General features: G+C 67.6%; 13 protein-coding genes. All 13 read left to right on the top strand.

What is annotated here, in order from left to right:
- Positions 1–249 precede the first annotated feature (249 nt).
- The 13 genes from XcodCFBP4690_RS16795 (at position 250) to XcodCFBP4690_RS16855 (ending at position 13,177) form a co-directional block, all read left to right on the top strand.
- Complete coding sequence (locus tag XcodCFBP4690_RS16795; protein ID WP_167394677.1) at positions 250–774, top strand: Csu type fimbrial protein; 525 nt, start codon at positions 250–252, stop codon at positions 772–774.
- Positions 775–781: 7 nt separating this feature from the next.
- Positions 782–1,552 (top strand): fimbrial biogenesis chaperone, encoded by a 771-nt coding sequence (locus XcodCFBP4690_RS16800; RefSeq protein ID WP_104542658.1) that lies wholly within the window; start codon positions 782–784, stop codon positions 1,550–1,552.
- A gap of 16 nt (positions 1,553–1,568) precedes the next feature.
- Positions 1,569–3,917 (top strand): fimbria/pilus outer membrane usher protein, encoded by a 2,349-nt coding sequence (locus XcodCFBP4690_RS16805; protein ID WP_104542660.1) that lies wholly within the window; start codon positions 1,569–1,571, stop codon positions 3,915–3,917.
- Positions 3,914–4,948: a Csu type fimbrial protein gene (locus XcodCFBP4690_RS16810; protein ID WP_167394678.1), complete on the top strand. Its 1,035-nt coding sequence runs from the start codon at positions 3,914–3,916 to the stop codon at positions 4,946–4,948. Before XcodCFBP4690_RS16805 ends, XcodCFBP4690_RS16810 begins: the two co-directional genes overlap by 4 nt.
- 48 nt (positions 4,949–4,996) lie before the next feature.
- Positions 4,997–5,320 (top strand): hypothetical protein, encoded by a 324-nt coding sequence (locus XcodCFBP4690_RS16815; protein ID WP_104542662.1) that lies wholly within the window; start codon positions 4,997–4,999, stop codon positions 5,318–5,320.
- A gap of 2 nt (positions 5,321–5,322) precedes the next feature.
- A complete protein-coding gene (locus XcodCFBP4690_RS16820) occupies positions 5,323–6,033 on the top strand; it encodes a fimbrial biogenesis chaperone (RefSeq protein WP_104542664.1) in 711 nt (236 codons plus the stop codon).
- Between the two features lie 309 nt (positions 6,034–6,342).
- Entirely contained in the window at positions 6,343–7,146 is an 804-nt protein-coding gene (gene rpsB, locus XcodCFBP4690_RS16825) for a 30S ribosomal protein S2 (protein ID WP_104542666.1), read from the top strand.
- A 168-nt stretch (positions 7,147–7,314) separates the two neighbouring features.
- Complete coding sequence (gene tsf / locus XcodCFBP4690_RS16830) at positions 7,315–8,193, top strand: translation elongation factor Ts (protein WP_104542668.1); 879 nt, start codon at positions 7,315–7,317, stop codon at positions 8,191–8,193.
- Positions 8,194–8,469: 276 nt separating this feature from the next.
- Complete coding sequence (locus tag XcodCFBP4690_RS16835) at positions 8,470–9,993, top strand: sensor domain-containing diguanylate cyclase (protein ID WP_104542670.1); 1,524 nt, start codon at positions 8,470–8,472, stop codon at positions 9,991–9,993.
- Positions 9,994–10,099: 106 nt separating this feature from the next.
- Positions 10,100–10,822 (top strand): UMP kinase, encoded by a 723-nt coding sequence (gene pyrH / locus XcodCFBP4690_RS16840; RefSeq protein WP_104542672.1) that lies wholly within the window; start codon positions 10,100–10,102, stop codon positions 10,820–10,822.
- A gap of 194 nt (positions 10,823–11,016) precedes the next feature.
- On the top strand, positions 11,017–11,574 hold the full coding sequence (gene frr / locus XcodCFBP4690_RS16845) for a ribosome recycling factor (RefSeq protein WP_104542674.1): 558 nt from the start codon (positions 11,017–11,019) through the stop codon (positions 11,572–11,574).
- Positions 11,575–11,591: 17 nt separating this feature from the next.
- Positions 11,592–12,353 carry a polyprenyl diphosphate synthase gene (uppS, locus tag XcodCFBP4690_RS16850; protein ID WP_104542676.1) on the top strand — a complete coding sequence of 254 codons (762 nt, stop codon included), beginning with the start codon at positions 11,592–11,594 and terminating at the stop codon, positions 12,351–12,353.
- Positions 12,350–13,177: a phosphatidate cytidylyltransferase gene (locus XcodCFBP4690_RS16855; protein ID WP_104542678.1), complete on the top strand. Its 828-nt coding sequence runs from the start codon at positions 12,350–12,352 to the stop codon at positions 13,175–13,177. Before uppS ends, XcodCFBP4690_RS16855 begins: the two co-directional genes overlap by 4 nt.
- Position 13,178 lies beyond the last annotated feature (1 nt).

Here is a 13,178-nt window from a genome sequence, read left to right on the forward strand (position 1 = left end):
GCCGCTCGGCAAGCGGACCGGGCAACAGGAAACCGCCACCGATGCCTATTCATCCGTGACGATGTGCACGCAGCGTCAAGATTTGCACTAGCGACGTCATGCGCAAGACATCGCAGATTTGACGAAAGCGCCAGCAGAAACAGGTAGATACAAGCTGAATTCGCCGTTATGTTTGGCACAGCGGATGCATTGCATGAGCAGCGACGAGTGGTCGCGCCATCAATGACCTGATCGGTCAAGGAAATGTCCATGCGTACTGTCCGCCCTGTCCTGCTGTCCCTTGGCCTGCTTTCGACCGTCGGCATCGCCAGCGCAGCAGATACCACCACCTTCAACGTCAAGATCGCCGTGACCAAGGCCTGCACCATCACTGCCGCCTCCGCCACCGACGTGGATTTCGGTTCGGTGCTGTCGACCTCGACCGCCAACGCCGATGCCAACGGCAGCGTGACCGCCCAGTGCACGGCGCTGACGCCCTACAACATCGCGCTGAGCGCGGGCAGCAACGCCGGCACCGCCAACGACGTCACCACCCGTCGCATGAAGAACGCCGACCCGCTGGTCACCACCAACAACTACATCGCCTACCAGCTGTACCAGGACCTGGGCCGCAGCACCGTCTGGGGCAGCACCACCGGCACCAACACGCTGAGCCGCACAGCCACCGGCATCAACCAGGTCTATCCGGTCTACGGCCGGGTGACCAACCCGTCGGCCAACAACCCCGCCACCGGTAGCTACCAGGACACGATCACCGCCACCATCATCTATTGAGCCGCGCATGTCCTTGCATTGCTGCCTGCCCCGTCACCTGGCCTCCTGGCCGATCCGCGCCGTACTGGTACTGCTGTGGGTGCTGTCCGGCGGCTGGCTGTCGCTCCCGGCGCACGCGGCCAGCCTGCAACTGGCGCCGACCTCGCTCAGCCTGAGCGCAGAGCAGGCCGCCGACGGGTTGTGGCTGAGCAATAGCGGCGGTGCGCCGGTGCAGGTGCAGACCCGCGCCTATCGCTGGACCCAGCGCGATGGCCAGGACCAGCTCGAGCCGACCCAGGAGCTGCTGGTCAGCCCGCCGATGCGCACCCTGGCCGCCGGCGAGCGCCAGCTGATCCGGGTGATTCGCGCCGGGCCGCCCCCCACCGGGGAGGAACGCTGCTACCGCATCATCGTCGACGAACTTCCCAGTGCCGATGCCGACCGCAAGGGCATGCAGTTCGTATTGCGCTATTCGGTGCCGATCTTCGTGCTGCCACCGGGCAACAGCGAACCGGCGCCCAGCCTGAGCGCACAGGTGGTTGCCGGCAGCGACGGCACCGCACAGATCCAGATCCGCAACACCGGCAACGGGCACGCCCAGGTGGCCGACCTGCAACACCGCGTCGACGGCGCGACCAAGAGCGCGCTGAGCGGCCTGGTCGGCTACGTGCTGCCCGGCCAGACCATGCGCTGGTCGCTGGGCGCCCCGGTGGCGCAGTTCGCGCGCGGCTCCATCGTCGCAAGGATCAATGGTGAGGCCGACGAACGCACCCTGCTGGCCGTGCCCGCGGCCCCGTGACGCGGCCCGGCTGGCGATGACGCTGTTCGCCGCCACCGGCTGCCTGGGAACCGTTGCGGCCAGCGACCTGGCCGACATGACCTCGCTGCCCGACCCTCCCGCGCAAGCCGCTACCGCGCAGCCGCAGACGCTGTATCTCAATGTCACCCTGAATCAGGCCGACCGCGGCCTGGCGCCTTTCGAGATGGTCGATGGGCATCTGCGAGCCTCGGTCGACACGCTGCGCAAGCTTGGCTTCGTTCTCGCCGACCGTGCCGCCGACGAGCAGGTCGCGCTGGACAGCCTGCGCGACGTGGAGGTGCGCTACGACGCCGCACTGCAGCGGCTGGCGCTGCAGGCCCCGCTGGCGCAGCTATCGTTATCGACAACCGTGCTGAAGGCCGAGGACATCGCACCGCCCAGCGCCACCGCATCGCCGGGCATGTTGCTCAACTACGACCTGTACGCCACGCGCAACACCGGCGCCAGCAGCGTATCGCTGTCCACCGAACTGCGCGGCTTCGGCATCGGCCGCGGCATGGTCGACACCACCGCCGTGTTCCTGACCTACGACCGTCCGCAGGACCATCGCTGGCGCAGCGAAGCGGTGCGCCTGGACAGCGCCTGGCAGATGGATTTTCCCGAGACCGCCACCAGCCTGCGGGTTGGCGACTTCTATAGCGGTTTCGTCGACTGGAGCCGCTCGTTGCGCCTGGGCGGCGTGCAGATCGGGCGCAATTACGCCTTGCAGCCGTATCGGGTGCTGACTCCCACGCCCAGCTTCCTGGGCGAGGCGGCCGTGCCCTCGACGGTGGAGCTGTATGTCGATGGCCTGCGCCAATACAGCGGGCGGGTGCCTGCCGGCCCGTTCCAGTTGGCCGCGCAACCGGGCATCAGCGGCACCGGGCAGGCGCAGATCGTGGTGACCGATGCGTTCGGGCGCGTGCGCCGGCTGGACTTTGCGTTCTATGGCACGCCACAGCTGCTGGCGCGCGGCATCTCCGAATGGTCGGCCGGCATCGGCCATCTGCGCCGCGATTACGGTGTGCGCTCGTTTGCTTACGCGTCCCGGCCCGTCGCCAGCGCCACCCTGCGCAAGGGGCTGCGCGATGACTTCACCATCGAGGCGCATACCGAAGCCGGCGGCGGCGTGGTCAATGCCGGCGCTGGCGGGATCTGGCTGCTCGGCGCCGGCGGCGTGGTCAATGCGGCCTACGCGCACAGCCGCATGCATGCATTGAGCGGCGGCCAGTACGTGCTGGGCTATGCCTGGAACAACCGCCGCTTCAACTTCAACCTGGGAACCCAGCGTACCCATGGCGACTATCGCGACCTGGGAGCGCTGCAGGGCAGCCTGCCGGCGCGCATCAGCGACCGCGTCGTATTCGGCGTCAACCTTGCCGCCATCGGCTCGCTGGGCACCAGCTACGTGCGGCTGAGCTATCCGCAGGGCGACACCTCGCGCTACGCCAGCGCGTTCTGGTCGCGCAGCTTCGGGCGCAGCTGGGCCGCCAACCTGTCGGCCAACCAGAACCTGGATGTGCGCAGCGACCGCAGCGTGTATCTGTCGCTGTCGACCACCTTCGGCGAGATCCGCCAGGCCAGCGCCTCGATGCAGCGCAACGGTAATCGCACCGGGTTTGTGGCCGACATCAGCCAGCCGCTGCCCGGCGATGGCGACCTGGGCGGCATCGGCTGGCGGCTGCAGGGACGCGCCGGCGACGACGCCAGCGGCGGCCTGGCCGAGCTGGGCTGGTTGAACCGGGTCGGCCGCTACAACATCGGCGCAGCCAATCAGGGGGGCGACACCTTCGGCTATGCCAGCGCCAGTGGCAGCCTGGTCTGGATGAACGGCCGGGGGTTTGCGGCGCGCGACATCCAGGACTCCTTCGCCGTGGTCTCCACCGACGGGCAAGCCGGCATTCCGGTACGGCTGGAGAATCGCCTGATCGGGGTGACCGATGCGCGCGGCACCCTGCTGGTGACGCCGCTGCAATCGTGGCAGCGCAATCAGCTGTCCATCGACACCCTGAACCTGCCGGCCGACCTGCGCGTGGACCGGGTCGACACCACGGTCACCCCGCGCCAGCAGTCCGGCGTGGCGGTGCGCTTCGGTATCACCCGGGTGCGGGCAGCGGTCATCGTGCTGCACGACACCAACAGCGCACCGGTGCCAGTGGGCAGCGTGGTGCAACGCGAGGGCGACGCCGAACGGGTGGTGGTCGGCTACGACGGCGAAACCTATCTGGACAACCTGCAGCGCGACAACCGCATCCTGGTCGATACCCCGGATGGCCGCTGCGTTGCGCAGTTCGCCTATCCCACGTCCTCCGGCGGCATCCCACGCGTGGGCCCGCTGCCCTGCATCGCCGAGCGCGCGCCATGACTGCGCACAGGGTCTGGCGGGCGCTGCTGATCCTGGCCCTGGCCACGTTGTGGCTGGCGCCCGGCGCGCCAGCGCGGGCCGACACCGTCTGCACCGTCACCCTGGGTACGCCGCTGGCCTTCGGCAACGTGGCCGCCAACGGCGCCACCGACGCGGTGGCCACCTTCAACGTCTCCTGCGCCACCGCCGCACTCAGCGTGCTGGGCAACGCACGGGTGACGCTGTGCCTGGACCTTGGCCCCGGCAGCGCCAGTGGCGGGCAGTACACGCCACGCCGCCTGGGCAATGGCACAGGCGACAGCCTGGGCTACCAGATCTACAGCGATGCGGCGCGCACGCAGATCTGGGGCGCAGCCAACTCCACTGTCCCGTCGCCGATGGTGCTGAACTTTGCCTACGGGGTGCCGGTCATCACCGGCGGCTCGCAGACCACCACCGTCACGCTGTACGGGCGCATTCCCGGTAGCCAGACGTTGTCGGTGGGCAACCACACCAGCACCTTCGGCGGCGCCGACACCGTGGTGCGCTACGCCTACAACGAAAGCGTGATCGGCGGCATCCAGCAGCCAGCCGACTGCAACACCGCCATCAGCGGCGCCAAGACCGCCAGCAACGCGTTTCCGTTCACCGCCTCGGCCAATGTGCCGGCGCGCTGCAATACCTACGTCACCACCGATCTGGATTTCGGCAGCATCGCCGGCAGCATCGAAAACGCGATCGACCGCACTTCCACCATCAGCCTGGCCTGCACCAACCGCACCGCCTGGAACATCGGCCTGGATGTCGGCAGCAACGCCAGCGGCAGCACCCGTCGCATGCGCCACGCCAGCAGCGCCAACTTCATCACCTACGAGCTCTACCGCGATGCCGGCCGCAGCAACCGCTGGGGCACCACGATCGGGCTCGACACCCTGGCCGGCACCGGCAACGGCACCACCCAGACGGTGACCGTGTATGGCCGCGCGCCTGCCCCGCAACTGCCGATCGCCGGCGCTTACTCGGACACGGTGACCGTCTCCATCACTTACTGACAGTTAATAAAGTTCGCTGCGGTGGCGTCGTTATTTCTTACGACTCCAATGCAAACGATTGCCTTCATGACGCCGGTCATCTTTCTGAAGCGCTTGATCCTGGTCGCCCTCGTTTGCGGCGTCACTCCCGTCCACGCCGCCAATCGCGGGCCGGAGAACTCCACCCTGCACATCGGCCTGCGCCTGCTCAGCGGCTGCGAACTGCGCACCACGCCGCCGCGCGCCAGCTGCTCGCGCGGCACGCCGATGGCGATCGCGCTGCCGGCGCGCAGCACCGACGCTCCGGCCACCACCAGCAGCGGCCAGGACGCCAGCGCCCTGGCCGGGCCCGCGCCCAGCGGCGCGGCGCGCGTCACCACCATCGCGTTCTGATCATGGCCACCTCCTGCCCACGCCGGGCCTGGCTGGCCGCCGGCCTGATCGGGCTGACAAGCCTGGCCGGCACTGCCGCCGGCGCCGAGATCGCGATCGCCCCGACCACCGCGCACATTCCCGCCGACAGCGATCAGGCTGCGGTCTGGCTGTACAACCAGGCCGCGCAACCCTGGCGTGCCGACGCCAAGCTGTACCGCTGGCGCCAGGATGGCGAACGCGAACTGCTGGAGCCGGCCACCGGCGCCACCGTCAGCCCCGGCCAGTTCGAGATTCCCTCGCAGGGCCGCCAGTTGCTGCGGGTGATCCGCCTCGGCCCCAGCCCGGCGCACACCGAGGAGAGCTACCGGCTGGTGGTGACCCAGCACGCCGACGGCAGCGACACCGAGCTGCTGCGCTACTCCACGCCGGTGTTCGCCGCCCCCCGCGAGCCTGGCCAGACGCATCCGCTTCTGCAGGCGACGCTGTCCTCCCAGGGCACTCAGCGCACCCTGCGCGTGCACAATGCCGGCCTCAATCACGCACGCCTGGCCGATCTGGCCTTCATCGATGCCGGCGGGAACCGCCGCAGCATCGGCAACGACCTGGCCGGCTACGTGCTGCCTGGCCAGACCCGGCAATGGGCGCTGCCGGCGAGCATCGCCACCGGCCCAGGCCGTTTCGTGGCACGCGTCAACAGCGAGACCGAAACCACGCTGACGCTGCAGCCCTGAGCGTCGCCCCTGCCGGCCAACGCCAGCGTAGATTGCAGGCAACCACCGGGGCGGATATACTCCGCCGGCTGTTTTGCGTCCCTGGCGCAGCGCGCCGTCCACGTCGGACGTCACCGACGAATCCACACCTGCTGCCGCCATCCGCGCCGGGGTGCCCTCACAAGGGGTTCGTCGCGGAGGCAACAGGGAAGCCCAACCCCGGAATCTTGTGCGTTTTGATGCGAGTCCCTCGCAACAGCCTGCACATCCATGTGCGGACTTTTCAACAACAAGCCGCGCACGGCGATTCCGCTATCAGGAGTTACTGCAATGCCCCAAGTCACCATGCGTCAGATGCTGGAAGCCGGCGTCCACTTCGGCCACCAGACCCGCTACTGGAACCCCAAGATGGCGCCGTACATCTTCGGCGCGCGCGGCAAGATCCACATCATCAACCTCGAGAAGACCGTCCCGCTCTTCAATGACGCGATGAACTTCCTCTCCTCGATCGCGCAGAAGCGCGGCACCGTGCTGTTCCTGGGCACCAAGCGCAGCGCGCGCGAGTCCATCAAGGAAGAAGCCGAGCGTTGCGGCATGCCGTTCATGACCCAGCGCTGGCTGGGCGGCACCCTGACAAACTTCCGCACCGTCAAGCAGTCGGTCGCCCGCCTGAAGGAACTGGAATCGGCCGAAACCGACGGCACCTTCGACAAGCTGGTCAAGCACGAAGTGCTGGGCCTGCGTCGCGAGCGCGAGAAGCTGGACGCCTCGCTGGGCGGCATCAAGGAAATGAACCGCCTGCCCGACGCGATCTTCGTGATCGACATCGGCCATGAAGACATCGCCATCAAGGAAGCCAAGAAGCTCGGCATCCCGGTGATCGCAGTGGTCGATACCAACTACGATCCGGCCTTGGTCGATTACGCCATCCCGGGCAACGACGACGCCATCCGCGCCGTGCAGCTGTACGCACGCGCCGCTGCCGACGCCGTGCTGGAAGGCAAGGCGGCTGCACCGAACTCCGCTTCGGTTCGCGAAGAAGAGTTCTCGGCCGAGTCCGCCGACGAAGGCAAGGGCCGTCGCGCTCCGGCCAAGAAGGGCGACAAGAAGGCCGACGCCGCCGCTGCCGAGTAATCGGCATGCAATGCGGCCGCACCATGCTGTGCGGCCGCAGCCCCGGCGGGTCCATCGCGACCTGCCTTCCGGGCCACCAAAGACACCGTGGGGGCGGCCGGCACGCTGCACCGTCTCCTACTGGCGGAAACACCTCCGCCGCACGCATTCGTCCAATGAGGTAATCCCGTGGAAATCACTGCTTCCCTGGTCAAGGAACTGCGCGAGCGCACCGGCGCCGGCATGATGGAGTGCAAGAAGGCACTCGTCGAAAACGCTGGCGACATCGACGCCGCTGCCGAATGGCTGCGCAAGTCGGGCCTGGCCAAGGCCGACAAGAAGGCCGACCGCGTTGCCGCCGAAGGCCGCATCGCCACCGCGCAGGCCGGCGGCAAGGCCGTGCTGGTCGAGGTCAACTCCGAAACCGACTTCGTCGCCAAGGACGAGAACTTCCTGGCCTTCACCGAAGTCGTGGCCAATGCTGCGCTGAACTCGGACGCGGCCGATGCCGAAGCGCTCAAGAGCGTCAAGCTCGACAGCGGCGAGACCATCGAAGAGCGCCGCGCTGCGGTCATCGCCAAGGTCGGCGAGAACCTGCAGGTGCGTCGCCTGGTCCGTATCGACAGCGCCAACAACGTCGCCGCCTATGTGCACGGCGGCCGTATCGGCGTGCTGGTCGAGCTGAAGGGTGGCGACATCGAGCTGGCACGCGGCATCGCCATGCACATCGCCGCCATGAACCCGCCGCACGTCAAGGCCTCCGACGTCCCGGCCGAGTTCATCGCCAAGGAAAAGGAAATCGAGCTGGCCAAGATGTCCGAGAAGGACAAGGCCAAGCCGGCCGACATCCTGGAAAAGATCATCAGCGGCAAGATCAGCAAGATCGTCAACGAAGTCACCCTGTACGGCCAGCCGTACGTGCTCAACACCGACCAGACCGTCGAGCAGGCGGTCAAGGCCGCCGGCGCCGAGGTGATCGGCTTCCAGCGCCTGGCAGTCGGCGAAGGCATCGAGAAGGTGGTGGAAGACTACGCCGCCGAAGTGATGAAGCAGGCCGGCCTGGCCTGAGTCCGGTCACGCTGAAAAAAGCCGCGGCATGCCGCGGCTTTTTTTTGCCTGCCGCAGGCCCACACCCGGCGACGACGCCTTGCCGGTCTGCGCCCAGCCCGGCGCCGGCGGCCGGCCGCGGCGCTACAGATGCGCCTGCCGGTGCCGCTACTTCCAGATGCCGACCAGGCTCTCAGCACCTGCGCGCATGCACTGCCGCGCGGCGATTGCGGGGGCATGGCGCGCCCTACTTACCGAACGCAGCTGTATGCTTGCGATCACCGTCGGCGATGACTCATGCAACCAGATCTTCAGGCCGCCCTGCACTACTGCCATAACCTGCCCTCGCCGCCCGGCGTGGCGCTGCGCATCATCGCGCTGGCGCAGGACCCGGACGTGGACATGACCACCACGGCCAAGGTCATCGGCATGGACATGGCGCTGAGCGCGCGTATGCTGCGTGTGGCCAATTCGCCGCTGTACGCGAGCCGGCGCCGCGTGGACAACCTGGGCCAGGCGCTGACCATGCTCGGCCTCAACGCCACCTTGAGCCTGGCACTGGGATTTTCGATGGTGCATGGCGTGCGCAGCACCTTTACCGCGCACCCCCTGCACGAGCGCATCTGGCGACGCGCCGGGCTGTGTGCGCTGGCCAGCCGCATCCTGGGCCAGGCCTATGGCATCCGCAAACCCGAGGAACTGATGCTGGCCGGCCTGCTGCAGGACATCGGCAAGCTGGCGCTGCTGCAGGGCGCACCCGAGCTGTACGCGCCGCTGCTGGAACAGGCGCCGGATAATGCCTCGCTGCTGGACGCAGAACGCGAGCACCTGGGCGCCACCCATGCCGAGGTCGGCGCCTGGCTGGCGCATCAGTGGCAGCTGCCGCCGTACCTGCAGAATGCGATCGCCCAGAGCGAGGAGGAGCCCGTCAGCCTGGAGCCTTTCATGGCCTGCGTGGCGCTGTCCGGCCGGCTGGCCGATATCTGGCTGTCGGCAAGCGCGGTCGCCGCCACCGAGCACGCGCAGCGGCAGGCGCAGGACGTGCTGGAACTGGACGCCGAACGCTTCGAGAAGGTGATCGAACGCATCGCCGAATCGCTGCCCGAGCTGGAAGCGCTGTTCGACATCCGCGTGCCGCAACCCGAGCACATCCAGATGATCTTCGAGCAGGCGCGCGAGCTGGCCATGCTGCGCAGCCTGCGCGAATTGCAGGACGTGGCCGAAGCGCGCCGGCATGCCGACGAATCGGAGAACCGCATGCGCCATCTGGCCGAACAGGCCAGCCGCGATGCACTCACCGGCGTGTTCAACCGGCACCAGTTGGGCACCGCACTCACGCATGAATTCGAACTGGCTTCGCGGCAGGGCTGGCCGTTGTCGATCGCCTTCATCGACCTGGACGATTTCAAGCGCGTCAACGACGCGCACGGCCACCTGGTCGGCGACGAAGTCTTGCGCAATTTCGCGCAGACGCTGCAACGCATGGTGCGCACCAGCGATCTGGTGGCGCGGTATGGCGGCGAAGAATTCCTGGTGCTCCTGCCCAACACGCCGGCCGATGCGGCCTTGATGGTGATCGAGCGCATCCTGGCCGAAACCGCACGCACGCCGATGGCGCAGCTGCAGGGTGGCCCCTTGCACATCACCTTTTCGGCGGGCCTGGCCACGCACGGCGGCGTCGAGCGCCAGTTCGACAGCATCGACCACTTGCTACAGGCCGCCGACAGCACGCTGTACCGCTCCAAGCATCGCGGCCGCAACCGCGTGACCGCCTACGATGCGACCGATGTGCCGACGCCGCCGAACCCGCGCGCGCACTGAGCCAGGCATCACACCGAGGCCAAGAAAGGAATTTTTACCACGCCCGGTGGCGGGCTTCCGCTAGAATTGCCGGCGTTTGCCGTCCCCCACCCCCGAGGCCTCCCCCATGTCCGAACTTTCCTATCGCCGCATTCTTCTCAAACTTTCCGGGGAGGCGCTGATGGGAGACGGGGATTACGGCATCGATCCCAAGGTCATCAATCGCCTCGCCCTGGAGGTGATCGAGGCCCAGCAGGCAGGCGCGCAGGTGGCCCTGGTCATCGGTGGCGGCAACATCTTCCGCGGCGCCGGCCTGGCTGCCAGCGGCATGGACCGGGTCACCGGCGACCACATGGGCATGCTGGCCACGGTGATCAATGCGCTGGCGATGCAGGATGCGCTGGAAAAGCTCGGCGCCAAGGTGCGCGTGATGAGCGCGATCAAGATCAACGATGTCTGCGAGGACTTCATCCGCCGCCGCGCCATGCGCCATCTGGAAAAGGGCCGCATCGCGATCTTCGCCGCCGGCACCGGCAATCCGTTCTTCACCACCGATTCGGGCGCCGCGCTGCGTGCGATCGAGATCGGTGCCGACCTGCTGCTGAAGGCGACCAAGGTCGATGGCGTATACGACAAGGACCCCAAGAAGCACAGCGACGCGGTGCGCTACGACAGCCTGACCTACGACGAGGTCATCCTGCAGGGCCTGGAAGTGATGGATACCGCCGCGTTCGCGCTGGCACGCGACAGCGACCTGCCGCTGCGCATCTTCGGCATGAGCGAGCCCGGCGTGCTGCTGCGCATCCTGCGCGGCGAGCAGATCGGCACGCTGGTGCAGGGCCGCAGCTGAGGTTCGGGATTCGGGAGTCGGGATTGGGGAATCGCAAAGGCGCAGTGCCGCAGGCTGCACGGAACCCTCCAACCCAATCCCGGCGCGAAGACGGGCGGCAGGTGAACCGGCTGGGCGGGTCCTGACGACCCGCGAGTCGTGAAACCCCAGTCCCGGCTATAATCTCCGGATTCAGCTCCACACGGATTCCGGCGATGCTCACCCAGATCAAACAAGACGCGCAGACGCGCATGACCAAGAGCATCGATGCTCTGCGCCATTCCCTGACCACCATTCGCACCGGCCGTGCGTCGCCAGCGCTGCTGGATGGCATCAAGGTCAAGGCCTACGGTGCCGACACCCCCCTCAACCAAGTCGCCAGCATCAGCGTCTCCGAAGGCCGCTCGCTGGTCATCAGCCTGTTCGACAAGAACATGATCAAGGACGTGGAAAAAGCCATCTACGCCTCCGACCTGGGCCTGACCCCGACCGTGGTCGGCACCGTGATCCGCCTCAACCTGCCGCCGCTGACCGAGGAGCGCCGCAAGGAGCTCAGCAAGGCCGTGCACGGCGAAGGCGAAGACACCAAGGTGGCCATCCGCAACATCCGTCGCGATGCCAACCAGCAGGTCAAGGATCTGCTCAAGGACAAGGCGGCCACCGAGGACGAGGCGCGCAGCGCCGAAGACGACATCCAGAAGCTCACCGACAAGGCCATCAAGGACGTGGATGAGGTCGTCAAGGGCAAGGAACAGGAATTGATGACGGTCTGATCGTGGCAGTGCCTGCCATGCATCCAGTCCCTCCCGCCGATGCGGTCCCGCGCCATATCGCCATCATCATGGATGGCAATGGGCGTTGGGCGCAGCGTCGGCGCCGTCCGCGCATGATCGGCCATCGCGCCGGCGCGCGGGCGGTCAATCGCACCATCGATTTCTGCCTGGAAAAAGGCGTCGGCGCGCTGACCCTGTTCGCGTTCTCCAGCGAAAACTGGGGCCGTCCGCAGGAAGAAGTGGATGCGCTGATGAAGCTGTTCCTGCATGCGCTGGACCGCGAGGTCGACGAGCTGCAGCGGCGCGGCGTGCAGGTGCGTTTCATCGGCGAGCGCAGCCGGTTTGCCGCTGCGCTGCGCGATCGCATGGCCGCGGCCGAGCTCGCCACCGCGGCCAATACGCGGCTGGTGCTGAGCATCGCGGCCAGTTACGGCGGCCGTCAGGACATCGCGCAGGCCGCGCGTGCGCTGGCCGAGGAGGTCGCCGCCGGTCGCCTGCAGCCGCAGCAGATCGACGAAGCCCTGCTCGCCAGCCGGGTGGCCCTGGCCGACCTGCCGGCGCCGGACCTGTTCATCCGCACCGGTGGCGATACGCGCATCAGCAATTTCCTGCTGTGGCAGCTGGCCTACACCGAGCTGTGGTTCACCGAGACCCTGTGGCCGGAGTTCGACGCCGGCGTGCTGCAGCAGGCGCTGGACGATTATGCCGGACGCGAGCGTCGCTTCGGCCTGACCAGCGCCCAGATCGCCGACAAGGCGACGGAGATGTCCTCCGCATGACCAAGACCCGCGTGATTGCCGCGCTGATCATGGCGCCGCTCGCCATCTGCGCGATCGTGCTGCTGCCTACCCAGTGGCTGGCGGCGCTGGCGGCGATCCTGTTCCTCACCGGCCTGTGGGAGTGGCTCAAGCTCTCCGGTATCGACGACAGCCTGCCGCGCACCGTGCTGCTGATGCTCAACCTGCTGCTGATGGTGCTGATGGTGTGGGCCTCGGCCGGCTCCATGGTGCTGTTCCAGATCGCTGCGCTGGTCGGGGTGGCGTGGTGGGGGCTGGCGCTGCTGTGGCTGCGCTTTTTCACCTTCGGCGCCGATCACGGCAACGGCCAGGCGCGCGCGCTCAAGCTTGCGGCCGGCAGCCTCGCGGTCCTGCCGGCCTGGGCCGCGCTGGTGTTGCTGCATGCCAACCCGGACAAGGGCAACCTGTGGCTGCTGACCGCGCTGACCATGGTATGGGCGGCTGACTCGGGCGCGTATTTTGCCGGGCGCGCGTTCGGCAAGCACAAGCTGGCACCGCGGATCAGCCCCAACAAGACCATCGAAGGCCTGGTCGGCGGCATGGTCGCCGGTATCGCAGTGGCCTGCGCCTTCGGCTGGCTGGCCGGGCTGACCGTGGCACACGTGCCTCAGCTGGTGCTGGCGACGGCAGTGGCGGTGCTGGCCTCGGTGCTCGGCGACCTGTTCGAAAGCCTGCTCAAGCGGCATGCCGGCGCCAAGGACTCCGGGGCGGTGATCCCCGGCCACGGCGGCGTGCTGGATCGTATCGATGGCGTGCTCGCCGCCCTGCCGGTATTCGCGCTCGGCAAGGAAATTCTCGGATTCTAGG

The sequence above is a fragment of the Xanthomonas codiaei genome (genome assembly GCF_002939785.1).
In the GTDB taxonomy this organism is placed as follows: Bacteria; Pseudomonadota; Gammaproteobacteria; order Xanthomonadales; family Xanthomonadaceae; genus Xanthomonas; species Xanthomonas codiaei.